The organism is Streptomyces sp. Tek67B01 (assembly GCF_055231995.1).
The window spans coordinates 287,972-313,055 of sequence record NZ_JBUYUY010000002.1 but is presented as its reverse complement, the minus strand read 5'-3'; the positions used below and the strand labels follow the sequence as shown (position 1 = coordinate 313,055).

10 protein-coding genes and 1 pseudogene are annotated in these 25,084 nt (G+C 71.7%); 1 reads left to right on the top strand and 10 read right to left on the bottom strand.

Annotation, left to right across the window (positions count from 1 at the left end):
- Nucleotides 1-2: 2 nt before the first annotated feature.
- The 6 genes and pseudogenes from ACV7NM_RS34780 to ACV7NM_RS34755 form a co-directional block, all read right to left on the bottom strand.
- Nucleotides 3-6,533, bottom strand: coding sequence for a type I polyketide synthase (locus ACV7NM_RS34780; RefSeq protein WP_463414484.1), 6,531 nt, complete (start codon nucleotides 6,531-6,533; stop codon nucleotides 3-5).
- Between the two features lie 69 nt (nucleotides 6,534-6,602).
- A pseudogene (locus ACV7NM_RS34775) lies at nucleotides 6,603-12,125 on the bottom strand (type I polyketide synthase); the annotation flags it as partial.
- 149 nt (nucleotides 12,126-12,274) lie between these two features.
- Nucleotides 12,275-15,394 (bottom strand): type I polyketide synthase, encoded by a 3,120-nt coding sequence (locus tag ACV7NM_RS34770; RefSeq protein WP_463414406.1) that lies wholly within the window; start codon nucleotides 15,392-15,394, stop codon nucleotides 12,275-12,277.
- Nucleotides 15,395-15,449: 55 nt separating this feature from the next.
- Nucleotides 15,450-16,187 (bottom strand): thioesterase II family protein, encoded by a 738-nt coding sequence (locus ACV7NM_RS34765; RefSeq protein ID WP_463414405.1) that lies wholly within the window; start codon nucleotides 16,185-16,187, stop codon nucleotides 15,450-15,452.
- Nucleotides 16,184-17,434 (bottom strand): cytochrome P450, encoded by a 1,251-nt coding sequence (locus ACV7NM_RS34760; RefSeq protein ID WP_463414404.1) that lies wholly within the window; start codon nucleotides 17,432-17,434, stop codon nucleotides 16,184-16,186. The genes ACV7NM_RS34765 and ACV7NM_RS34760 overlap by 4 nt, the downstream gene beginning before the upstream one ends.
- Nucleotides 17,431-17,742 carry a phosphopantetheine-binding protein gene (locus tag ACV7NM_RS34755; RefSeq protein WP_463414403.1) on the bottom strand — a complete coding sequence of 104 codons (312 nt, stop codon included), beginning with the start codon at nucleotides 17,740-17,742 and terminating at the stop codon, nucleotides 17,431-17,433. The genes ACV7NM_RS34760 and ACV7NM_RS34755 overlap by 4 nt, the downstream gene beginning before the upstream one ends.
- 333 nt (nucleotides 17,743-18,075) lie before the next feature.
- Between ACV7NM_RS34755 and ACV7NM_RS34750 the strand changes: the two genes are divergently transcribed.
- On the top strand, nucleotides 18,076-21,219 hold the full coding sequence (locus tag ACV7NM_RS34750; RefSeq protein ID WP_463414402.1) for a BTAD domain-containing putative transcriptional regulator: 3,144 nt from the start codon (nucleotides 18,076-18,078) through the stop codon (nucleotides 21,217-21,219).
- Here ACV7NM_RS34750 and ACV7NM_RS34745 read toward each other — a convergent pair.
- The 4 genes from ACV7NM_RS34745 to ACV7NM_RS34730 all read right to left on the bottom strand — a co-directional run bounded on the left by ACV7NM_RS34745 (nucleotide 21,203) and on the right by ACV7NM_RS34730 (nucleotide 25,083).
- Nucleotides 21,203-21,970: an ABC transporter permease gene (locus ACV7NM_RS34745; protein WP_463414401.1), complete on the bottom strand. Its 768-nt coding sequence runs from the start codon at nucleotides 21,968-21,970 to the stop codon at nucleotides 21,203-21,205. The two genes, ACV7NM_RS34750 and ACV7NM_RS34745, sit on opposite strands and share 17 nt — an antisense overlap.
- On the bottom strand, nucleotides 21,967-22,902 hold the full coding sequence (locus ACV7NM_RS34740) for an ATP-binding cassette domain-containing protein (protein WP_463414400.1): 936 nt from the start codon (nucleotides 22,900-22,902) through the stop codon (nucleotides 21,967-21,969). The genes ACV7NM_RS34745 and ACV7NM_RS34740 overlap by 4 nt, the downstream gene beginning before the upstream one ends.
- 126 nt (nucleotides 22,903-23,028) lie before the next feature.
- The gene (locus ACV7NM_RS34735) at nucleotides 23,029-23,742 is read right to left on the bottom strand and encodes a thioesterase II family protein (protein WP_463414399.1); all 714 of its coding nucleotides are present in this window, start codon (nucleotides 23,740-23,742) and stop codon (nucleotides 23,029-23,031) included.
- Between the two features lie 30 nt (nucleotides 23,743-23,772).
- Nucleotides 23,773-25,083 carry a lysine N(6)-hydroxylase/L-ornithine N(5)-oxygenase family protein gene (locus ACV7NM_RS34730; RefSeq protein ID WP_463414398.1) on the bottom strand — a complete coding sequence of 437 codons (1,311 nt, stop codon included), beginning with the start codon at nucleotides 25,081-25,083 and terminating at the stop codon, nucleotides 23,773-23,775.
- Nucleotide 25,084: the final 1 nt, after the last annotated feature.

Below are 25,084 nucleotides of genomic sequence, written 5' to 3'. Positions count from 1 at the left end.
GCTCACCTCTTCTCCTCCAAAGCCAGGTCGACCAGTGCTTCCAGGTCCAGCTCCGACAGTTCGTCCGCGCCGGTGTCCGCGTCCGCCCGCTGTCCGTCGCGGCTCTCCCGGGCCGGGCCCGCGCAGGCCAGGACCAGCTCCAAGAGGCCCGCGTCGCGCAGGCTGTCGATCGAGACGGTGCGCAGCGCCTCCCGGATCCGCGCGTCCTCGGCGTCCTCGGCCGAGGCCGGGTCCGGTGCCGGTGCCGGCGCCGGACGCAGCAGGCCGAAGAGGTGCTCCGCCAACTCGCGCGGTGTCGGGTAGCTGAAGACGAGGGCGGACGGCAGGCGCAGCCCGGTCGAGGCTGCCAGACGGTTGCAGATTTCGACCGCGGTCAGCGAGTCGAATCCGAGCTTGGTGAAAGCCTGGTCGACGTCGATGCCCGCGCCGGACGGGTGTCCGAGCACGACGGCGGCCTGCTCGCGGACCCAGTCCAGGACGGCTGTGCGCGCCTCATCGGCCGGCAGACCGGTCAGCCTGGCGGCCGGCCCGGCCGAGCCGGGGCCCTTGGCCGCGCTCGCCCTGCTCCGGCGTGGACGACCGCCCTCGACGAGGTCGCGCAGGAGCGGCGGGAGCTCGTCGGCGCTCTTGTGGCGCAGCGCGGCGACGTCCACCCGGGCCGGCACCAGGACCGGCTTGCCGCTCGCGCACGCCGAGTCGAACAGGGCCAGTGCCTCGGGTGTCGGCATCGCCGCGATGCCCATCCGCCTCAGCCGGGACAGGTCGGCCTGGTCCAGCTGCCCGGTCATGCCGCTGCTCTGCTCCCACCATCCCCAGCACAGCGAGGTGCCGACGAGGCCCGAAGCCCTGCGCCGTGCCGCCAGAGCGTCCAGGAAGGCGTTGGCCGCGGCGTAGTTGGCCTGTCCCGCGTTGCCGAGCGTGCCCGCGAGGGCGGAGAACTGGATGAACGCCGACAGGGCGTGATCCCGGGTCAGCTCGTGCAGATTGACCGCGCCGCCGACCTTGGCGCGCAGCACATGGTCGACGCTCTCGGGGGTCAGCGACTCGACGGTGCCGTCCGCGAGCACACCCGCCGCGTGCACGACCGCGGTCAGCGGGTACCGGCCGGGCAGATCCGCGAGCAGGTCCGCCACGGCGGCCCTGTCCGCGACATCGCACTGGACGACCCGTACCGCCGCTCCCGCGCCCTCCAGGTCCGCGACCAGCTCGGGCACCCCGTCGGCCGCCGCTCCGCGACGGCTCGCCAGCAGCAGGCTGCGTACGCCGTGTTCGGCGACCAAGTGCCGTGCGACGAGCGAACCCACTCCCCCGGTCCCGCCGGTGACCAGCACGGTCCCGCCACCGAAACCGTCGCCCACCTCGAGGACCAGCTTGCCGACGTGGCGGCCCTGGCTCATCTCACGGAAGGTACGGCGCGCGTCGCGGATGTCGTGCAGGGAGATCGGGTTCAGCCGTACCCGGCCGTCGGCGAACAGTTCCATGACGGCCCGGAACATCTCGTGGATCGCGTCGGGGCCCGCCTCGTAGAGGTCGAATGCCTCGTAGTCGACGCCGGGGTGGTCGGCCGCCACCCGACGCGGGTCACGGATGTCCGTCTTGCCCATCTCGACGAAGTGTCCGCCGCCGGGCAGCAGGGTCAGGGAGGCGTCGACGAACTTGTGCGCGAGGGAGTTCAGCACGACGTCCACGCCGTGGCCGCCCGATGAGCGACGGAACTTCTCGGCGAACTCCAGGTCGCGCGACGACGCCAGGTGCGTCTCGTCCAGCCCCAGGCCGCACAGGACGGGCCACTTGGCCGGGCTCGCGGTGGCGTAGATCTCGGCGCCGACGTGCTTGGCCAGTTGGACGGCGGCCATCCCGACACCGCCCGCGGCAGCGTGGATGAGGACGCGCTGCCCCTTCTTGAGGTTCGCCACGCGGAAGAGCCCGTGGTAGGCGGTGAGGAAGGCGCACGGCACGGACGCCGCCTCGGCGTAGCTCCAGCCGTCGGGGATGGGCACGAGCATGCGGTGATCCGCCACGGCCGTGCGGCCGAAGGCGCCGGTGAAGATGCCGGTCACCCGGTCGCCCGGCGCCAGACGGGTCACGTCGTCCGCCACCTCCAGCACGACGCCGGCGCCCTCACTGCCCAGTCCCGCGTCGATGGCCGTCCGGTCCACCAGCCCCAAGGCGATGGTCACGTCCCTGAAGTTGAGCCCCGCAGCCTGTACGGCGATGCGGACCTGGCCGCTCGTCAGGGGTGCTTCCACCTCGGGGCACGGGACCCAGGTCAGGTTCTCCAGCGTCCCCTTGGTCGGGATGCCGAGACGGTGGGCGCCGGCCGCCGGCGGCTCCATGCGGTGGTCGGCCGGTGCGGCCACCGTCAGGCGGGGGACGAGGTGGGCGCCGTCGCGCAGCGCCAGTTGGTCCTCGTCGAGGGCGAGCGCGTCCGCGAGGCGCGTCCAGGACGTCTCCTCGTCGTCGATGTCCACCAGCCGGAATCGGCCGGGGTGCTCGGTCTGGGCGGAACGGACCAGTCCCCACACGGAGGCTCCGGGGAGGCTTTCGACGCCCTCGCCGCCACCGGTGTCCAGGGCCCGGCGGGTGAGCACCACCAGCGTGGACCGGTCGAGGTGTTCCTCGGCGAGGAACGACCGGACCCAGTCCAGTACGCGCTTGTCGGTCTCGCCGACCTCGGTGAGCAGATCGGGTTCGGCGGTGACGAAGTCGTCCAGGCACAAGACGATGTGCCCGGGTGCCTCACCCGAGAGGACCTCGTCCATGGACTCGTAGAACACGGCGCTCTCGTCGCCCGCCTCGAAGAGCCGGGAGGCCAGGCCGTTCCTCGCGCCGAGGACGCCCCACCGCCCGTGGTGGGTTGCCCGATCGCCCTCCTTGACCGGTCGCCACCGCAGTTCGTACAGCGAATGTTCCTGACCGCCGCGCGCCGAGCGCACCTGCTCGGCACCGGCCGGCCGGAACGTCAACGCCTCGACGGACGCGATCTCGCGGCCGTGTTCGTCGGCGATCACCATGGACACGACGCCTTCGCCGGCCGGGGTGAGCCGGACCCTCACGGTCGTGCCGCACTCCCCGGCCAGGTGCACGCCGGACCAGGAAAAGGGCATCCAGCCCTGCTCGCCCGTCACCTCCAGGACACCGCCGACCACCACGGCGTGCAGCACGGTGTCGATCAGTGCCGGGTGCAGGGCGAACCCGCCGTGGGCCGTGCCTTCGGCGCCCTCCGGCAGGGTGGCCAGGGCGAAGAGGTCGTCGCCGTGCCGCCAGACCTCGCGCAGCCCGCGGAACGTCGGGCCGTAGTCGAAACCGCCGTCCGCGAGGGAGTCGTAGAGGCCGTCGAAGTCGAGCCGCCTGGCGCCGGCCGGCGGCCACGCGGCGAGCGCGCGCGTGTCGGCGGCCCGCTCGGCCGTGCGCGGCGCGCCCGGGGACAGGTTTCCCGTCGCGTGGCGGGTCCAGCCGCCGATCGTCGTGCCCTCCTCGGCCGGACGCGAGTACACGTCCAGGGAGCGGCGTCCGCTCTCGTCCGCCGCGCCGACGACGATCCGCACCTGCACGTCGCCCGCGTCGGGAAGGACGAGGGGGACTTCCAGGGAGAGTTCCTCGACCACGCCGCACCCGACTTGCCCGCCCACCGACAGCGCCAGGTCCACGTAGGCCGTCGCCGGTACGACGACCGCGCCGAACACTGTGTGGTCGGCCAGCCAGTCGTGGGTCCGCACGGACCACAGGTCGCTGAACACCACCTCGTCGGTGCCGGGATGGTCCACCACGGCACCGAGCAGCGGGTGCCCGGGGGTCGACAGGCCGGCGGAGGTGACGTCCGCCGACTCCATCGCGGCCACGAAGTCCAGCCAGTACCGCTGCCGCTGGAACGCGTACGTCGGAAGGTCCACCGTCCGGCGCGTCCCGAACAGGGCGTCCCAGTCCACGGCCCCGCCCCGGACGTGCAGCTCGGCCAGCGCTCCGACCAGCGCCTGCGCCGCCGCGCGGTCGCGCCGCGACGACGACAGGACCACCGCGTCGTGCGCGCCCTCGACGGCGAAGGCGTCCTTGGTGAGGCCGGTGAGTGTCGCTCCCGGCCCGACTTCGAGGAAGACGTCCGCACCGGCCGCACGGGCGCACTCCACCGCCTCGTGGAAGCGCACGGGTTCCCGGACGTGGTTCACCCAGTAATCGGCCGACGTCAGCTCCTGGAGCGTGACCTCGCGGCCCAACCTGGTCGAGACGATCGGGATCGACATCTCGCCCGCGGGGAACTCTTCGAGCGCTCCCGCGAACTCCTCCAGGATCGGGTCCATGAGCGGTGAATGGAACGCGTGGTCGACCGGGAGCAGCTTCGCCGACCTGCCCTCGGCGACGAGCCGGTCCCGGACCGCGTGGACCTGGTCGCGCAGGCCCGAGACCACCACCGATTCCGGGCCGTTGACGGCAGCGACACCGACGCGGTCGTACGCGCCGAGCAGGCCGCTCACCTCGGCTTCCGATGCGCGTACGGCCAGCATGGCGCCGCGCTCGGTGACCGTCTGCATGACCCGTCCGCGAGCTGCCACGAGCCTGGTCGCCGTCTCCAGGTCGAGGACTCCCGACACGTGGGCGGCGGCGATCTCGCCGACGGAATGGCCGATCAGGTGGTCGGGGCGCGGGGAGTACCGGGTCAAGAGCCGGTACAGGCTGACCTGCAGGGCGAACAGCGCCGGCTGCGTGACGTCCGTGCGCTCGCCTCCCTCGGGTTCGTCGGCGAGGAGCAGGGCCTTCAGGGCGAACGGGAGGTGCGCGTCGAAGCGTTCGCAGACCTCGTCTAGGCTCCGCGCGAAGACGGGGAACGTGTCGTACAGCTCGCGTGCCACGCCGGCCCACTTCGCTCCCTGGCCCGGGAACATGAAGACGCAGCCGCCCAGTTCCCCGGCAGCGCCGCGCACCAGGGCGGGGGACTCCACGCCGTCGCCGAGCGCGGAAAGAGCGCCCAGTAGCTCCTCCCGACCGCGGCCGAGCACCACCGCGCGGTGCTCGAACCGCGACCGGCTCGACACGAGCGAGGCACCGATGTCGGCGACGTCCGCACCGGGATCGGCGGCGACGAAGTCGCGCAGCTTGCGCGCCTGCGCCCGCAGCGCCTGCTCGGAGCGGGCCGACACGACCCACGGGACCAGCCCGCCGGCACCGGCCGGCCCCGGCTCGGCGGGGTCGGGCGCCGTCTCCTCATCGGGGGCCTGCTCCAGGATCAGGTGCGCGTTGGTGCCGCTGGCCCCGAAGCTGGAGACGCCCGCCCGCCGGGGCCGGCCGGGGGCGCTGGTCCACTCCCTGGCCTCGGTCAGCAGCTCCACCGCTCCGGCCGACCAGTCGACGTGCGTCGAGGGGCGGTCCACGTGCAGTGTCCTGGGCAGCGTCCCGTGGCGCATCGCCATGATCATCTTGATGATTCCGCCGACGCCTCCGGCCGCCTGGGTGTGGCCGATGTTGGACTTCAGCGACCCCAGCCACAGCGGTCTGCCCGGGTTCCGGGCCTGCCCGTAGGTGGCCAGCAGCGCCTGCGCCTCGATGGGGTCGCCCAGCGTGGTGCCGGTCCCGTGCGCCTCCACCACGTCCACGTCGCTCGCCTGCACCTGGGCGTTGGCCAGGGCTGCCCGGATCACCCGCTGCTGGGCCGGGCCGTTCGGCGCGGTCAGTCCGTTGGACGCCCCGTCCTGGTTGATCGCCGAGCCGCGGATCACCGCCCAGATCCGGCGTCCGTTGCGCCGCGCGTCCGAGAGCCGCTCCAGGACCAGCACGCCCGCGCCCTCGGAGAACCCGGTGCCGTCCGCCGCGTCGGCGAACGCCTTGCACCGGCCGTCCGCCGCCAGTCCCCGCTGCCGGGAGAACTCCCGGAACACCTGCGGCATCGCCATGACGGTGACGCCACCGGCCAGGGCGAGGCCGCATTCACCCTGCCGCAGCGACCGCACCGCTTGGTGCACCGTCACCAGCGACGAGGAGCAGGCGGTGTCGGTCGACACCGTCGGGCCCTCCAGACCCAACGTGTACGCCACCCGGCCCGAGGCCACGCTCAGCAGGGAACCGGTCTGCGCGTAGCCCGAGATGGCCTCGGGGGTGGAGAAGTGGTTCCCGTAGCCGAAGTACGCGAGACCGGCGAACACCCCGGTGTCGCTGCCGCGCAGGGTCTCGGGGTCGATACCGGCCCGTTCCAGGGACTCCCACGAGGTCTCCAGGAGCAGCCGCTGCTGCGGGTCGGCGGCGAGCGCCTCGCGTGGGCTGATACCGAAGAAGTCGGCGTCGAAGTCACCCGCGTCGTACAGGAATCCGCCCGAGCGCGTGGAACTGGTACCGGGCCGGTCGGAGTCCGGGTCGCAGAGGTTCTCCAGGTCCCAGTGGCGGTCGTCCGGGAAGTCCGACACGACGTCCGCGCCCGCCCGCACCAGCTCCCACAGCTCCTCCGGGGACGTCACCCCTCCCGGGAAACGGCAAGCGACACCCACGATCGCGATGGGCTCGGCGGCGGCGTCCGTCAGTTCCTTGAGGCGCTTGCGTGTTTCGATCAGCTCGATCGATGTCCGCTTGAGGTAGTCGAGAACTTCGGCGTTGTTGTCGTTTGTCATCGCTCTTCCCTAGCCGAGCTCTTTGTCCAGCAGCGAGAGAAGCTCTCCCGCCGAGGCCGAACTGATCTGGTCGACGAGTCCGGCCGATGGTCCGGCGTTCGCCATCGAATGGACTCGGCGTTGCAGTTCGCCGAGGAGAGTGGAGATGCCGGCCCTGTCCTCCGCGGCGAGTGCGAGGAACGCGTCCTCCAGTCGGGCGCCCAGTTGCTCGATCTCCGTGACCAGGTGATCCGCGGGAGACTGCGGGTCGGCGCCGGGGTCCGGGGTGATGCTCGCGGTCAGGAACCGCGCGAGGGTGCCCGGGTTCGGGTGGTCGAAGACGAGCGTGGCGGGCAGCTTGAGGCCGGTCGTCTCCCCCAGCCGGTTGCGCAGTTCCAGCGCCGTGAACGAATCGATCCCCAGCTCCCTGAAGGTCGCGGCGGGACCGATCTGCCGGATGTCGGCGTGGCCGAGGACGATCGCGGTCTGCGTCCGGACGGCGTCGAGCAGCAGTGACTCCGCGTCGGCCGGCGGCAGTGACCTCAGCCGCTGTGCCAGTGTGCCCTCGGTGGCCTCCGGGCTCGCCGGGCTCCCCGGGCCGCCGGGTCCGGCGGGCGTCCCGAGCAAGGCGCGCAGCAGGGGCGAGCCCAGGTGGCCGGCGTCCGGCGCGTCGGGCGCGGGGAGGATCAGTCGCGCGGGCACCAGTACCGGCTCGTTCAGCGCGATCGCCGCGTCGAAGAGCGCGAGCCCCTCCTGCGACGACATCGGCCGCACGCCCTGGCGTCGCAGGCGGACGAGGTCCGCGTCGTCGATGTGGGCGACCATCTCACTGCGTTCGGCCCACAGGCCCCAGCACAGCGCGCCGGCCGGCAGTCCCGCGGCCCGGCGGGCCTGGGCGAGGCCGTTGAGGAAGGCGTTGGCCGCCGCGTAGTTGGCCTGCCCGGCCGTCCCGATCACGCTCGCGATGGAGGAGAACAGGACGAACGCGGACAGGTCCAGGTGCCGGGTGAGCTCGTGCAGGTGCCAGGCACCGCGCACCTTGGGCGCGAGAACCGCGTCCAGGCGGTCCTCGGTCAGCGCCTCGACGACACCGTCGTCCAGCGCGCCCGCGCAGTGGATCACCGCGGTCAGCGGGTGTTCGGACGGCACCGCGGCGATCAGGCCGGCGACGCTGTCACGGCTCGTGACGTCGCAGGCGACGATGTCGACGTGGGCCCCTGCCCCGGTCAGCTCCTCCCGCAGCCCGGCCGCTGCCGGGGCCGCCTGGCCCCGCCTGCTGGTCAGCACCAGCCGGCGCGCGCCGTGCCGCTCCACGAGGTGCCGGGCCAGCAACGCGCCCAGGCCGCTGGTGCCTCCCGTGATCAGTACCGTCCCGTTCCCGAGAACGGGGGCGCCCTGCGTCCTGCCGAGGGGGCCGCGACCGGTGGCCGCGTCGACGGCGTGGGCCAGTCGGGGAGTGGTGACGAGGCCGGCCCGGATCTTGAGCTGGAGCTCTCCGGTTTCGGCCGCCGCCGGGACGCGGGCCCACGAAGCGGGTCGGCCGTCCGTGTCCACGAGCGTGAACCGGCCCGGGTTCTCGGTCTGCGCGGTGCGTACGAATCCCCAGACCGCGGCCGCCGCGGGGTCGGTGTGCGGGACCTGCTCGTCGTGGACCGCCGCCCGCGTCAGGATGACCAGACGCGAGTGGGAGAACCGGTCGTCGCCGAGCCAGTGCCGCGTCCACCGCAGCACTCGGTGGAGGTTTCGCTCGACGGCGGCGGGCGTGTCGTCGCCGTCCGCGTCCGCCGGGTCGAGGCCGGCGATGACGACAGGGGGTATCTCCCCGTCCATGGCGGCGAGTTCGTCCAGGTCGGCGAAGACGGCGGCGGCACCCTGGTGCAAGGGCGCGGTGTGCGCGTCGGGTGCTCCCAGCACCGCGTACCGGCCTGTGGCCCCGCCCGACGGGACCCCCAGGGGCGCCCAGTCCACCCGGAACAGCGAGTCGTGGTGGTCGAAGCCCAGCTCGGTCAGCTTCTCGACGTCCGCCGGCCGCAGGCTCAGCGACGCGACGGCGCCGACGGGTGCTCCCTTGTCGTCCGCGATGATCACGGACAGCGCGTTCTCGCCCGCGGGCGCAAGACGCACACGCAGTGCGGTCGGCTCGGCGCGGTTCACGCGGACGCCCGTGCAGCGGTACGGCAACCAGCCGCCGGGCCGCGAGTTGTCGACGAACTGTCCCAGGCCGACCGGGAGCAGCGCGGCGTGGAGCAACGCCGGGTGAATCCGGAACCGGCCCCCGCCCGCTCCGTCGGGCGCGGGCAGTTCCACCTCCGCGAACAGGTCGTAGCCGCGGCGCCACACCTCCTTCAGACCGCGCAACAGGGGCCCGTAGCCGAACCCGAGGGCGGACAGCCTGGTGTACTCGTCCTCGAAGGGCACGCCGACGGCTCCGGGGGGAGGCCACTCGACGAGGCCCTCCTCCGCACGGGTGCTCGCGGCGCCGGACCCTACGATCCCGACGGCGTTGCGCGTCCACTCGCTGTCGCCCTCAGCCCGTGAGTGCACGCTGATGGCACGCTTGCCGTCGACCACGACACGGATCTCACGATCGGCCGTCCGGGACAGCACCAGCGGCGTTTCCAGGGTGAACTCGTCGACGACATCGCATCCGACCTTCTCGGCCGCCCACACCGCGAGCTCCAGCAACACCGTCGCCGGCACCAGGACGGCGCCGTGGACCACATGGTCCGCGAGCCAGGGGTGGCGCTCCAGCGACAGGCGTCCGCCGGCCGCCACACCGCCGCGCTCCCGGTCGTCGGGCAGGTCGATCACGGCATCGAGCAGCGGGTGGTCCGACGTGCTCCGGGTGGTCGTCTCGTGGGGCGTGTCCAACCAGTAGCGCTGCCGCTGGAAGGCGTAGGTGGGCAGCTCGACCCACCGGCCGTCCCAGCCGGGGAAGGCCGCCTCCCACGACACCTCGACGCCGGCCACGAACGCCTCGGCCGCCGACCTGTGGAACCGAGCGAGGCCGCCCTCGCCGCGGCGCAGCGTGCCGATGACGGCGGCCTCGGCGCCCGCGCTGTCAAGGGTCTGTTCGACACCGAACGTCAGGACCGGGTGGGCCGACGCCTCGATGAAGAACCGGAAGCCCTGCTCGGCCAGCGCCCGGGTCGCCTCCTCGAAGCGGACCGTTCGGCGCAGGTTCGCGTACCAGTACTCGGCGTCCAGTGCCGTCGTGTCCAGCCAGTCGGCCGTCACCGTGGAGAAGAACGGCACCTCGGCCGTGCGCGGTTCGAGTCCCGCCAACAGCCGGCCCAGTTCCTCGCGGACGGCCTCCACATGCCGGGAGTGCGAGGCGTAGTCCACCGGCACCCGGCGGGCCCGTACCTCGTCCGCCTCACAGGCGGCCAGCAACGCGTCCAGTTCGGCCACATCGCCCGACACCACGACGGACGCGGGTCCGTTGACCGCCGCGACCGACAGCCCGTCCGTCAGCCGTGCGCGCGCGTCCTCCACCGGCAGCGCGACCGACACCATGCCCCCGCGCCCCGACAGCGCCAGGATGGCCTTCGACCGGAGCGCGACCACCTTCGCGGCGTCCTCGACCGACAGGGCGCCGGCGACGCACGCGGCGGCGATCTCCCCCTGCGAGTGGCCCACGACGGCCGCCGGCCGTACACCGTAGGAGCGCCACACCTCGGCCAGCGACACCATCACGGCCCACAGCACGGGCTGGACGACGTCCACCCGCTCCAGCGCCTCGGCGTCCCCGAGCACGTCGAGGAGCGACCAGTCCACGTACGACGACAGCGCGTCGGCGCATTCCCGCATCCGCGCCGCGAACACCGGGGACGACTCGCACAGTTCCCGTCCCATCTCGACCCATTGCGACCCCTGGCCCGGGAACACGAACACCGGCTTGCCCGGCGGCTTCGCGACTCCGGACACCACACTTGCGCGGCCGCTCCCGTCGCCGCCGGCCACGGCGGCCAGACCGGCGAGCAGTTCGTCGCGGTCCGCGCCGATCACCACCTGGCGGTGCTCGAACAGCGATCGCGTCGTCACCAGCGAATGGCCCACGCCCGCGACCGGCAGGTCCGCGGCCTCGGCCACGCTGTCCCGAAGCCGCAGGGCCTGCTCCCGCAGCGCCTCCGGCGACCGGGCCGACAGCACCCACGGCACCGCCCCGGGGACGCCGGTGGGCACCGGGTCGGTGCTGGAGTCCACGGGGGCCTGCTCCAGGATCAGGTGGGCGTTGGTGCCGCTGATCCCGAAGGCGGACACGCCCGCCCGCCGGGGCCGCCGCGGGGCGCCGGCCCACTCCCTGGCCTCGGTCAGCAGCTCGACCGTCCCGGCCGACCAGTCGACGTGCGTGGAGGGCCGGTCCACGTGCAGCGTCCTGGGCAGCACGCCGTGCCGCACCGCCATGATCATCTTGATCATCCCGGCGACGCCCGCGGCCGCCTGGGTGTGGCCGATGTTGGACTTCAGCGACCCCAGCCACAGCGGGCTGCCCGGGTCCCGGTCCTGTCCGTAGGTGGCGAGCAGGGCTTCCGCCTCCATCGGGTCGCCCAGCGTCGTACCGGTCCCGTGCGCCTCCACCACGTCCACCTCGGCCGCCCGCAGCCCGCCGTCGGCCAGGGCCGCCCGGATGACCCGGCGCTGCGCGAGTTCGTTCGGCGCGGTCAGTCCGTTGGACGCCCCGTCCTGGTTGATCGCCGAGCCGCGGATCACCGCCCAGACGCGACGCCCGTTGCGCAGCGCGTCCGAGAGCCGCTCCAGGACCAGCACGCCCGCGCCCTCGGAGAAGCCGGTGCCGTCCGCCGCCTCCGCGAACGCCTTGCACCGCCCGTCGGCCGACAGCCCCCGCTGCCGGGCGAAGTCGACGAGCAGCCCCGGGCTCGGCAGCGTCGACACCCCGCCGGCCAACGCCAGCGTGCACTCCCCCGAACGCAGGGACCGTACGGCCTGGTGGACGGCGACGAGCGAGGACGAGCAGGCGGTGTCGATCGACACGGCCGGCCCGTGCAGACCGAGCGTGTACGCCACCCGGCCCGAGGCCACGCTCGTGTACGTCCCCACGAGCGAGTGACCCTCGACCTCGCCGGCTGCCCCGCCGCCCAGCCGCGGACCGTAATCGACGGCATAGATCCCGGTGAACACCCCGGTCGCCGAACCGCGCAGCCCGGCCGGGTCGATTCCGGCCCGTTCCAGCGCCTCCCACGACGTCTCCAGCATCAGCCGCTGCTGCGGATCCATCGCCAGCGCCTCGCGCGGGCTGATGCCGAAGAACGCCGCGTCGAACTCCGCGAGATCGGTCAGGAACCCGCCCGAGCGCGTGTACGTCTTCCCGTGCGCCTCGGGATCCGGGTCGTACAGCGCCTCCAGGTCCCATCCACGGTCCGCCGGAAAGTCGCTCATGGCGTCCACGCCGTCGATCACGACTTCCCACAGCCCTTCGGGGGACGTCACCCCACCCGGGAAGCGACACCCCACACCCACGACCGCGATGGGCTCGCGCGCTGACTCCTCCAGCTCGCGCACCCGCTCGCGCAGCTCCCGCGCGTCGCCGACGGCGCGTCGCAAGTAGGAGCGGAGCTTGTCGACATCCTCCACCAGGGCCTCCCCCAACGGTTACTTGATGAACAGGTGCGGTCGGTGCGGTGACCGGAATGGTTCACCGGCTCCTGACGCCCGGTACGGCAAACCTTCCGGTCGCGGCACTAGACGTATCCACGGTCGATCAATTCGTACAAATCGTCATCACTGCCGATGTCCGGCCTCGTTTCCTCCGCCGTTTCCGGGGCGTCGGGCGCCTGTATCCCAAGGAGGGAGAACAGGTGGAGGGCGAGCGTGTGCGCAGTGGGGTAGCTGAACGCGACGGTGGCCGGAAGCCGCACTCCGACCGCCGCGGCGAGCCGGTTGCGGAGCGCCACGGCCATCGAGGAGTCGAAGCCCAGCGCCTTGAAGGTCTCGGTCGACCTCGCCACGAGATCGACCCCCGTCAGATCCGGGTCCTTCATGCTCAGCACCGCTGCCGCCTCGGCGCACACGAGGTCGAGGACCGAGGACGGCGAACCCAGGTCCGCCGCGCCGGCGAGCCGGTGAGGGCACGGTCCGCCCTCACGCGCGGAGCCCGTGGTCGCGGTGCCGGTGTCGTCGGGTGCCGTCAGCCAGTACCGCTGCCGCTGGAAGGCGTAGGACGGCAGGCCGATCCGGCGCGGGCGGTCCGCGGCGAACGTGGCCGCCCAGTCCACCGGGACACCCCGCACGTGCAGTTCGGCCAGTGACGCCAGGACCTTGCCCGCGCTCCCGTCCTCCTTGCGCAGGGTGCCCACCACCACCGACGAGGCCGCCGACGCGTCGGCGATCTCCTCGATCGCCACCGCGAGCAGCGGATGCGGGCTGACTTCCACGAACACGCCACCGCGCTCACGCATCAGGTCTTCGACCATGCGCCTCATGGCGGTCTGGAACCGGACCGGTTCCCGCAGGTTGCGGAACCAGTAGGCGGTGTCCAGCTCGGCGGCGTCGATCCGCCGCCCGGTGACCGTCGAGTAGAGCGCGACCGGCGAGGGCACGGGGGTGATCCGGCCGAGCTCCTCGGCAAGCCGGGTCTCGAACCGGTCCATCAGCGGCGAGTGGCCGGGCACGCTGGACGGGATCAGCCGCGCGCGGGCGCCCTCGGCTTCACAGACCGCGACCAGCTCCCGCACCGCCGTGGCCTCGCCCGAGACCGTCGTCGAGTTCGGTCCGTTGACCGCGGCGATGACGACCCGCTGCCCCCACCGCGCCAGCAGCTCCCGCACCCGCGCCTCGGGCAACAGGATCCCGGCCATGCTGCCCTGCCCGGCGACCGTGGCCAGCATGCGGGAGCGCAGGGCCACGATCTTTGCCCCGTCCTCCAGGGTCAGTATGCCCGCGGCACAGGCCGCGGCGATCTCGCCCTGGGAGTGACCGATCACCACATCCGGTGTCACCCCCAGCGAACGCCACACCGCCGCCAGCGACACCATCACCGCGAACAGCACCGGCTGGACGACCTCGACCCGGTCCAGGTCCGCGGCGCCCGGCCCGCCGCACACGGTGTCGACCAGCGACCAGGGCACCCACGGCTCCAGCGCCCGCGCGCACTCGTCGATCGAGCGGGCGAAAGCGTCCGACTCCGCGTACAACTGCCTGCCCATGCCGATCCACTGGGATCCCTGGCCCGGGAAGACGAAGGCGACCGGGCCCACCGGCCCCGCGGTCACTCCGCGAACCGTCCGCGCCGAGGTGCCGCCCGCCGCCACCGTGTCCAGACCGGCCAGCGACTCCGCACGATCACCGCCCAGCACCACCACCCGGTGCTCGAACAAGGACCGCGTCGACACCAGCGAGTGCGCCACGTCGGTCGCCGACAGCGACGCGTCCGCGCCCATGAGGTCCCGCAGCCGCGCCGCCTGCTCCCGCAGAGCCGGCTCCGAGCGCGCCGACAGCACCCACGGCACCACGCCGAACGCACCGGCGGCGCCCGAGTCCCCATCGGTGGCGGGGGGTTCAGTCCGCGCCGGGGGGGCCTGTTCGAGGATCACGTGCGCGTTGGTGCCGCCCATGCCGATCGAGGACACCCCCGCCCGCCTGGGCCGGCCCGGCTCGTTCGGCCAGGGCCGCGCGGCCCGGAGCACTTCGAAGTCCTGCTCGAAGTCCGGGACGGCGGGGTTCGGGGAGCGGAAGTTCGGATTGGGGACCAGGTGAGCGCGGTCCAGGCAGAGCGCGGCCTTCACGAAGCCGACGATCCCCGCGGCCGGCTCCAGGTGCCCGACGTTCGCCTTCACGGAGCCGACCGCCAGGGGGCGGCTGCGGCCGGTTCGCCGCAGCACCTCGCGCAGACCCGACAGCTCGGTCGGATCGCCGAGCCGGGTACCGGTGCCGTGGGCCTCGACGTAGTCGAGGCCGTCGAACGCAACGGCCGCCCGCTTGAGGGCGGACAGCACGGCTGCCGCCTGCCCGGTGGCGCTGGGGTCCGGCATCCGGGAGGACGCGCCACCGCTGCTGACGCCCCAGCCGCGCACCACCGCGTAGACGTGATCGCCGTCGGCGACGGCCAGGTCGAGCCGCTTCAGCAGGACGAACGCCCCGCCCTCTCCCCGCATGAAACCGTTGGCCCGCTCGTCGAAGGGGAAGCAGCGGCCGTCGGGCGACAGGGCGCCCAGATTCGCCAGGGCGGCTCCGGCCGCCGGGTCGACGATCAGGTGCACGCCGCCCGCGATCGCCATGTCGACCGCGCCGGCGCGTATCCGTTCGCACGTCAGCGCCAGCGACACGAGAGAGGAGGACTGGCCCGAGTCCGCGCAGAAACTCATGCCGCGCACGTCGAAGAGGCTGGAGATCCGGTTGGCGATCAGTGCACCGCTGGAGCCGAGCGCGGCGAAGTGGTCGTCCTGGTCGCTGCCGGACAGCTTGCGCAACAGTTCGTACCCGGAGGGCGCGGCACCGACCACGACATCGATCTCGCGGCCCGCGAGCGCGCTCGCCGGGATGCGGGCGTCCTCGACGGCTTCCCAGGCCAGCTCGAGGCCCAGCCGCTGCACGGGGTCCATGGCGGCCGCTTCCGCCGGGCCCGCCGCGAAGAACGCGGCGTCGAACCCGTCGACGGAGTCGAGGAACGAGCCCGAGTTCAAGGTGGCGCCGTCCGGGTGGGACGCGGGGTGGAAGTTCGCGTCGGCCGCCCGCCGCTCGGGAAACGTCGTGACGGTGGACTTCCCGTCGAGCAGCAGACGCCAGAACTCGGCCGGGTTGTGCACACCGGGAAGGCGGCACGACATCCCGACGACAGCAATATCGGTGGCTGCGCCACTCATACGCGTTCCCTCCGGTTCCCTCGGTGTACGGATGGTTCGGGCGGCCGCGCCGCGCTCACGACCAACGGGTCAGCAACTTCAGCAGCTCGTCCGGCGCGTCCATGAAGTCGTAGTGGCCGCCGTCGACCACCCGGAACTCGACCGAATCCGCGTACCGGCGCCAGCCCTGCAGGTCGTCGAGGCTCACGTCGGGGTCGTCGCGCCAGCGCAGTACGACGACGGGGCAGTCCACCGCCGCCGGCTCGACCCGCCGGTACGCGCCCGCGGCCGCGTGATCCCGCAGCAGCACCATGAGGCCCATGTCGACCATGTCCGGGCGCGGCTCCATCCCCCGGCCGCGGACGAACGCCTCCACCTCCGCACGCAGTTCGGGCTCGGTCATGGTGAGCATCCGGTCGCGGGACGCCTCGTGCGGTGCCGGCTGGCCCGACACGAACAGGCAGTCCGGCGTGGGCAGGCCGAGTTCGGCGAGCCTGAGCACGGTCTCGTACGCCGCCAGCGCGCCGGCGCAGTGCGCGAAGAACGCGAACGGCCGGTCGAGCAGCGGTGCCAGGGGTTCGGCCAGGGCGGCGGCGAGGTCCTCGTAGGTGCCGTAGTGGGGATGGCCGAGCCGGTTCTCGCGGCCCGGGAACTGCACCGGGCAGACCTCGATGCCGTCGAGCGCGGCCGGCCAGGCGCTGAACGCCGACGCCCCGGACCCGGCAAAGGGGAAGCAGAAGATCCGGGCGGGGTGATCGGTGGACGGCGGCCGGACGAACCAGGGTGACATGGCGGTGGTGGAGCCCGATGTCATGACGTCTTTCGTTTCTGGGCGACGACGGGGAGGTGGGTCATCCCGGCGATGAAGTACGACCGCAGGTGCTGCGGTTCGCCGGCAAGTTCGATCGATGCGAATCGCTGGAGCAGTTCCTCGAAGAAGACGCGCAGGGTCAGCCGGGCCAGCGGTGCGCCGATGCAGAAGTGCGGCCCGAACCCGAAGGCGACGTGGCGTTTGGCGTTGGCGCGCGTGATGTCGAACGTGTGCGGATCGGGGAACTGTGACGCGTCCCGGTTGGCCGACCCGATCCACGCCACGACCGCCCCCCGGGCCGGGATCGTGCCCCCGCCGATCCGGACGTCGTCCACCGCGTACCGCATGAAGTTGCACGCGCCCGATGACCAGCGCAGGCCCTCCTCGACCAGGTTCGGGATCAGCGACGGGTCGGCCTGCGCCTTCTCGAACTGCTCGGGCCGCTCGATGAGCGCCTGCACCGTGCCCGCGACGGTGTGCGGTGTCGTCACGTTGGCGCCCAGCAGAATGCTGTAGCCGTCGAGGGCGATCTCCTCGTCGGTCAGCGACGCGCCGCCCGGGCGGACGCTCGTGAGGTGGTGGAGCAGGCTGTCGTCCTGATCACCCGTCGCCCGCCGCTTCCTCACCCACTCCCTGACGTAGGTGACCAGCTCGTGGTGGGAGATGGCCAAGGTGGCGGCTTCGCTGCCCACCAGGAAGTGCGGGTCCGAGGGTGCCGTCACCATCGCGGTCAGCTGGACGAGTTCGGCCCAGTCCTTCTCCGGGATCCCGAGCAGCGGGCCCGTGACCATCGCCGGGAGGAGCAGCGCCCGCTCGGCCAGGTCGAAGGTCTCACCGTCGAGCATCGGCTCGAGGAAGCGCACGACCGTCTCGCGGATCTTGTCCTCCCACGACCCGACCGCCCGCGCGGTGAGCTTAGAGCCGAGGGGGCGGCGGACCTCGGTGTGCCGCGGCGGGTCGGTGGACGTCATCAGCACGCCCGCCGCCGCGTCGTCCGTCCCGAGGTGGGTGGGCACCGTACCGCGCTCGGAGGTGAACTCCTTGTGGTCGCCGAGCACGCGACAGACGTCCTCGTGGCGGGTCACCGACCAGAATTCCCGTCCGTCCGGGAGGACCTGGTGGTGCAGAGGAGCCTTCGCCCGCATCACGTCCCAGATCGGGTGCGGATCGCCCGAGGTGTAGAGGTCCAGGTCGAACAGGTCGACGCCGGCCAGGTCGATGTCGCGCGCGGGACCGGGCGTCAGCCTCACGTCCCGGCCCTCCCCTGTTCTATCAGCACGGCCACCCGCGTCGGGGTCCCGGCGAGATAGAAATCGCGCACGGAAAGCTTGACACCGTAATCCTGCAATACCCGTTCGATGATGTCGATTCCGACCAGCGAATTACCGCCGAGCGTGAAGAAGTCGTCTTCCGCCCCGACCTCGCGACCTCCGAGGCACTCGGCCCAGAGAGCCGAGATTTCCTGAACGAGCGACACCGGCGCACTCGAAGGCGCGGCTTGTCCTTCTGACGCCTCATTCTGTCCACCTCGCTGGTGAACCTGCGGCAACGATGCCATTGCCAGCTTCCTTCCTCCGCTGAACTGGGGTGTCAGCTGTCCCGCCGGCGAGACAGATTCCTTGAACGGCCGTAACGAGTGTCCCGTGATTCTCGTCCGCTTACCTCGTGTTGGCGATGCCCGGTGCTCGCAGGCCAGGCGGAATTGAGAATGGACCAATGAGTCGGCATGCTAATGCCTTCGCAGGCACTGCGGTCATGTCCGGCGGTCGGCTCGATCGGCACTAAAGTGGAATTCAATATTTTCCCGAGCGGAACCGCGTTCCTGCCGGTGGCGGCCCCGGTACGCGTCTGTCGCTGGATGCCCGCCGACCACGCATGACAAGATCTGTGGGTGCAGATAGGAATGCTTGGTCCGTTCGAGGTTCGCACGATCGGCGGCGCCATTGCCGACGTGCCGGGCGCGCGGCTGCGCGGGCTGTTGATCGCCCTCGCGCTCAAGCCGGGCAAGGTGGTCCCGAAGGCGACACTGATCGACTGGATCTGGGGTGGCCTACCGCCAGCCGATGCGACAAACGCCCTGCAGCGCCTGGCTTCCCGGCTGCGGAAGGTGCTGCCGGACGGGGTGGTCGAGGGACAGACGGACGGCTACAGGCTGCGGGTGCAGCCGGACGACGTCGACGCCGTGCGCTTCGAACGCCTCCTGTCCGCGGGCCGGGTCCGCGCCGCGGACGATCCACGGCGGGTGCAACTGCTGCGCGAGGCTGTCGGGTTGTGGCGCGGTCCCGCCATGCAGGATGTCGGCCTGCACAACAGCGCGGCGTTCGACGCGGCCCTCGCCCGGCTCGAAGGGCTGCACCTGACCGCCATGGAGGATCGGCTGGACGCGGAGGTCGGCCTCGGCAACGGTGCGGAGCAGGTCACCGAACTGACCGACCTGGTGGCAGCGCATCCGCTGCGCGAGCGGCTCGCCGCCGTACTGATGCGCGCCCTCGTCGCGGCCGGCCGCGGCAGCGAGGCGTTGCAGGTGTTCCAGCGCACGAGGGAGGCCCTGGCCGACGCGCTGGGCGTCGACCCGTCGCCGGAGTTGTCCGATCTTCATGTCGCGCTGTTACGGGGCGAGTTGGGGCAGCGCGAGGAGGCCCGCAAGACCAACCTGCGCGCCGAGCTGACCAGCTTCGTCGGCAAGGCCGACGACGTGGCCACCATCCGGGAACTCATGGCCGGACACCGGCTCACCACCCTGATCGGGCCGGGCGGCTCCGGCAAGACCAGGCTGGCCACGGAGACCGCGCGCACGCTGCTCGACGGTCTGCCGGACGGGGTCTGGCTGGTGGAGCTGGCGGGCATCGGCCCCGACGACGACGTGGCGCTGTCGACGCTCGCCGGGTTGGGCCTGCGGGACACGCTGCTGGGCGGGACACCGAACGCGGAGCCGGCGGACCGGCTCATCGCCGCGATCCGCCGGCGCGAGGCGCTGCTGATCCTGGACAACTGCGAGCACGTGATCGAGTCGGCGGCGGCGTTCGCCCACCGACTGCTCGGGGAGTGCCGGCGGCTGCGGATTCTGGCGACGAGCAGGGAACCGCTCGGCATCACCGGTGAGGCCCTGTGGCCGGTCGAGCCGCTGGCCCTGCCGGCCGCCTACCCCAGCCGCGCCGAGATGGAGTCCTCGCCGGCCGTCCAGTTGTTGCGCGACCGGGCCGGGGCGGTGCGCCGGGACCTGGTGATCGACGCCCCGACGTTGTCGACGATGGTGCGCGTCTGCCGGGCGCTGGACGGGATGCCGCTGGCGATCGAACTGGCCGCGGCCAGGCTGCGGACGATGTCCATGGACCAGCTCGCCCACCGGCTCGACGACCGGTTCCACCTGCTGACCAGTGGCTCCCGGACGGCGTTGCCACGCCACAAGACGCTGCGCGCGGTGGTCGACTGGAGCTGGGAGCTGCTCACCGACGCCGAGCGGATGGTGTTGTGCAGGCTCTCGGTGTTCTCGGGCGGCGCAAGTCTGGAGGCCGCCGAACGGGTGTGCGCCGGCGACGGCGTCGAGCGGGAGCAGGTGCTGGAGCTACTCACCTCGCTGGCGGAGAAGTCGCTGCTGCGCACGGCGGACAACGCCGCCCCGCGCTACCGGATGATCGGCACGATCAAGGAGTACGCCGGGCTCCGGCTGGTGGAGGCGGGGGAATCGGACCTGGCGCGCCGGGCGCATCTGGCCTACTTCACCGAGCTGGCCGAGACCGCCGAGCCGCGTCTTCGCCGCGCCGGGCAGCTAGAGTGGCTGGCCACCCTGGAGGCCGAGCACGACAACATCGGCTCCGCGATGCGTGGGGCGCTCGCGGCCGGCGAGGATCGGGCGGCGATGCGGCTCGCCGCGGGTGCGGGCTGGTACTGGTGGCTCGGTGGGCACCGGGCCGAGGGCATGGAGCTGATCACCGCGGCCACCGAGCGGCCCTGTGATGTGCCCGACGACATCCGGGCCACGGTCTACGGCCTCGTCGTGATGTTCGTGACCTCCGGGCGGGGCGACGAGCGCCAGGCCGCCGAGTGGATCCACAAGGCCTACCGGTTCAGCCGGCGCAGTCACCACCGCCACCCGGCGCTGGAGCTGGTCGGCCCGCTGGAACGCATGCTGCGGGAGCCGGGGGCGATCCTGTCCGCGTTCGCACCGCTGCTGGACAGCGAGGACCCCTGGGTGCGCGCGCTGGCCCGGTTGCACCTGGGCAAGATGCGGATCGTGCTCGGCCAGGAAGGGCGGGACGCGGACACGCACCTGGAACTGGCTCTCGCCGAGTTCCGGGCGCTCGGCGAGCGGTTCGGGATCTCATTCGCCCAGACCGAGCTGGCGGACCGGATAGCGGTGCGCGGAGAGTTCGCCGGCGCGTGCGAGCACTACGAGCAGGCGATCGGGGTCGTCACCGAGCTGGGCGCCGCCGAGGACGTCATCCGGATGCGGTCGAAGCAGGCCCAGCTGTACTGGCTGCTGGGCGACCGGGACGCCGGCAGGGCCGCGATCGCCGAGGCGCAGCGGTACGCCGAGCGGGTCGCCTGGCCGGACGCACTGGCCGAACTGGCCCTCTCGAAGGCTGAGCTGGCCCGGTGGAACAACGACTTCGAGGAGGCGCGCAGGCAGCTCGAAGCGGCCACGGCCATGTTGGGTGACGAGGCGGAACAGGCGAACATCCGCGCGGTGACGCACGACCTGCTGGGCTACCTCGCCGAGGATCTCGACGAGGCCCGCGCCTTCCGGGCGGCGGCTTGTGAGGCGGCGGCCGAGGCGGGGCACGCGCCGCTGATCGCGCAGACGCTCGTCGGGGTCGCGGACCTGGCGTCGCGCCGCGACCAGTACGAGCAGGCCGCCCGGCTGCTCGCGGCGAGCACGGCCGTGCGCGGGCTGCGGGACCGCTCTCACCCGGACGCGGCCCGGATCGAGGAAACGGCGCGGCTCCGCCTCGGCGACGCGAGGTTCGCCGAGGCGGAGCGGGAGGGGGCCGGAGCGGACTGGTCCCAACTGGTCGCGGTCACGCTCGCTTCTTGAAGGAGGACACCGCCCACACGTATCCGAGAACACTGAGCCCGATGCTCCAGGCGAAGGCGCCGACCACGTGCCCGGTCGAGGGCGTGTGACCGGTCATCAGTGCACGCAGTGTCTCGGTCATCGGGGTGAAGGGCTGGTACTCGGCGAACTGCTTGACGCCCGGCCCCATCGAGTCGGCGGGCACGAAGGCGCTGCTGAGGAAGGGCAGGATGTTCAGCGGCACGGAGCCCATGCCCGCCGACTCCGGGGTCTTCGCGGACAAGCCCATGGCGACCGTGAGCCAGCTGGCCGCGAAGCCGATCAGCAGCATCACGCCGATCGCGCCGAGCCAGTCGGCGAAGCTCGCGTGCGTGCGGAACCCCATCGCGAAGCCGACGCCGACGATGGCCGCACAGGCCAGCATGCAGCGCACCGTCGTGGCGACGACATGACCGGTCAGCACGGCGCCGCGAGAGACGTCCATGACCTTGAACCGGTTGATGATTCCCTTGGTCATGTCGCCGTTGACGGCCACCGCGGTCGGCGCCAGCCCGTAGGTGATGGACATGACGATCAGGCCGGGCACCGCGTAGTTGATGTAGCTGCCGCCACCGACGTCGAAGGCGCCACCGAACACCAGGACGAACATGCACATGATCACGATGGGCAGCAGGACCGCCTGGAACACCGCGGAGGGGTTCCGGCCCTGGTGCTTGAAGTTGCGACGCAGCATGATCGCCGAGTCGCCGAGGGACGTCGAGATGGTGCTCATTTGGCGATCGCCTCCGTGCTGGCGTGACCGGTCAGGGCAAAGAAGACGTCGTCGAGGTCCGGCGTGTGCACGGAGAACTCCTCGGCGTTGATCATGTGTTCGTCGAGCCGGTCCAGCAGGGCCCGCAGCGACCTCGACCCACCGTCGCTGGGCACCCGCAGGATCAGTTCCTGCACGTCCCGGCTGGAGTCGGCCAGGATTCGCGCCGCCGCGTCGAGTTCGAAGTGGTCGGCGAACCGAAGCCGGACGTGGGTGCCGGGGACCTGGCGCTTCAGTTCCTCGGGGGTGCCGTGGGCGACGATGCGGCCCTGGTCGAGCACCGCGATCTGGTCGGCGAGCTGGTCGGCTTCCTCCAGGTACTGGGTGGTGAGGAAGATGGTGGTGCCGTCCGCCACCAACTCGCGGACGATCCCCCACATGGTGCGCCGGCTGCGCGGGTCCAGCCCCGTCGTCGGCTCGTCCAGGAAGATGATCCGCGGGTTGCCGACCAGCGTCATCGCCAGGTCCAGCTTGCGGCGCATACCGCCGGAGTAGGTCGCCGCCATCTTCTGCGCGGCGTCGACCAGGTCGAACCGCTCCAGAAGCCGGGTGACCACTTGGGGATCGCGCACCCGCTTCAGGTCCGCCATCAACTGCAGGTTCTCCCGGCCCGTCAGCAGCTCGTCCACCGCGGCGAACTGACCGGTCACACCGATGACCTTGCGCACGTCCTTGGTCGCGGTCAGCACGTCGTGCCCGGCGATCCGCACCGTCCCGGCGTCGGCCTTCTGCAAGGTCGTCAGGACGTTCACCGTCGTCGTCTTGCCCGCCCCGTTCGGACCGAGCATCGAGAAGACCGATCCCGCGGCGACATCGAAGTCGATGCCGTCGAGCACGATCTTGTCGCCGTATGTCTTGCGCAGCCCCGAGACTGCAATCACCGAACTCTTCATGCCTCCACCATTCCTACCGGACCGGACAACTGCCTGACACCGCCCTGTCACGGCCACTGACACGGCTTTCCGCGTCTCCTCGCCCCAGGCCAGGGGGCCGCTCAGCGTCCATACGACGTCTGGCGACTAGCGGCCTGCTCGCGCCTCGATCGCGTCCAGCACCTCGCGGCCGCTGTCGACCAGGTACATGTGATCGCCCGGGAACTCCGTATAGCCGAACTCGGCCGTGGTCGCCTTCTGCCACTGCCGGGCCTCATCCCCGGTGACCAGACCGTCGCGGTCGCCCCGCAGCGAGAGGATCGGCACCGACACCGGATCGTCGGTGCTCGGCACGTAGCTCTCGTGCATCTCACAGTCGGCCTGTAGCGCGGGCAGGATCAGTTCGCGCATCTCCGGATGGTCGAGGGCCTCGTGCCGGAAACCCGCGAACTCCTCGACCCGCGCGAGGAACTCCTCGTCCGGGAGCCCCGCCGCCCGCCGCTCCCGCTGGGTCCACGGCCCCGGCGAGCCACTGACGACCAGCCGCTCGACATGGACGTCACGCGCGCTCAGCAGATGCACCAGCTCGTAGGCGAGCACCGCGCCCAGACTGTGCCCGAACAACACGGTCCGCGCCCCTTCGCCGAGGTCCGCGACGATCTCGTCGACCGAGTTCCTGGCCGCTTCGACGACATTGCGGTACGGCGTCTGAAGAATCCGCCGCTCCCTGCCGGGCAGCTCGACGGAGGTCACGCGCCACCGGCCGGCGGACAGCTCCCGCCACGGGTGGAAGAAGGAAGGACCCGCTCCCGCGAACGGCACGCACAGCAGCGTGGTCCGGTCCTGGTCTGCCTCGGACATGCCGGGTGGCTTCACGCCGACCAACCCCAATCATCCATTCGATGGTTCGTTGAACCGGTTCTGGGATATCGACCGCACGATCTCTCCGCTGCGGGTCGCCATGTTCGACAGCAGCGAGGACGACAGCCCGTGCGTGTGCTCGGTGCCGCCCTGTAGGTAGATCCCGGCACTCAGGTCCTCGGTCGTGACCAGCCGGTAGTCCCGCTCGACGCGATGGCGACCCCGGTCGTCGCGGGTGCAGTATCCGTCGAGGTCGCCGAGCGCCCCTGCGACGGCCATCGCCTCGTACCCGGTGGCACACACGACGACATCGACGTCCATGTCGTAGTACTGGTCAGCCGCCAGCGAGTGGATCGTGATCCGCGTGTCGTCACCGCTGCGCTTCACATGGGTGACCCGCGACAACTCGGCGAACCGGAGCCGCGGGGTGCCCCGCACCTCGTCGTCGTACTGGCGCTGGTAGAGGCTGCGGATCACCTCGTCGTCGACGACGGAGTAGTTGGTGTTCTTGTGGTACCGCCAGACCTTGTCCTTCGCGATCTGCTCGGCGAAGTAGTAGTCGTCGACGGCGTTCGGGTCGAACACCCGGTTCGCGAACGGCGTGTTGTCGGCGCTGCTGTAGCCGTACGACGGGATCACGGCGGTGACCGTCGCGTTCGGAGCGTAGTCGTAGCAGTGGCGGGCGATCTCCGCGGCGCTCTGCCCGGCCCCGACCACCACCACGCTGCCCAGTTTCGCGGTGTCGCAGCGCCGGAACTTCTCCAGGAACTCCGAGCTGTGCCACACGTGCTCGTCCCGGACGAAGTCCTCCGGCATCTTCGGCGCCAGGCCGGTCGCCAGGACGACGTTGCGTGCCTCCACGAACGTCGTTCCGGTGGCCTCGCAGGACACCTGGATCCGGAAGCGGTCGATCGGGCCGGCCGGGTCCGACCCCCGCAGCGGGGTGATCGCGGTGACCTTGGTGCCGTAGGACACCTGATCGGCGAAGTTCGCCGCCACCCACTCCAGGTACTGGTGGAACTCCGCCCGCGTCGGGAAGAAGTCGGAGTTGTTGACGAACTGCGGCAGGCGGTCGACCGCGTGCAGGAACGACACGAAGCTGTACCGCGAGGTGGGATTGCGGAACGTCACCAGGTCCTTCAGGAACGAGACCTGCATCTTCGCCGTCGGCAGCAACATGTTGCGGTGCCAGCCGAACGCCGGCTGGCTCTCGAAGAACCGCGCGGTCAGCGGATCGGTCCCCGCGCCGCCCAGTTCCTCCAGCGCGATGGCCAGGGACAGGTTCGAGGGCCCGAAACCTATGCCCACCACGTCGTAGACGGATGGTTCGGAAGCAGCCATG

Coding starts and splice junctions, on each gene's coding strand:
- ACV7NM_RS34770 (WP_463414406.1), bottom strand. CDS start 15,394: ATGAGTGGCGCAGCCACCGATATTGCTGTCGTCGGGATGTCGTGCCGC.
- ACV7NM_RS34745 (WP_463414401.1), bottom strand. CDS start 21,970: ATGAGCACCATCTCGACGTCCCTCGGCGACTCGGCGATCATGCTGCGT.
- ACV7NM_RS34765 (WP_463414405.1), bottom strand. CDS start 16,187: ATGACATCGGGCTCCACCACCGCCATGTCACCCTGGTTCGTCCGGCCG.
- ACV7NM_RS34735 (WP_463414399.1), bottom strand. CDS start 23,742: ATGTCCGAGGCAGACCAGGACCGGACCACGCTGCTGTGCGTGCCGTTC.
- ACV7NM_RS34755 (WP_463414403.1), bottom strand. CDS start 17,742: ATGGCATCGTTGCCGCAGGTTCACCAGCGAGGTGGACAGAATGAGGCG.
- ACV7NM_RS34740 (WP_463414400.1), bottom strand. CDS start 22,902: ATGAAGAGTTCGGTGATTGCAGTCTCGGGGCTGCGCAAGACATACGGC.
- ACV7NM_RS34730 (WP_463414398.1), bottom strand. CDS start 25,083: ATGGCTGCTTCCGAACCATCCGTCTACGACGTGGTGGGCATAGGTTTC.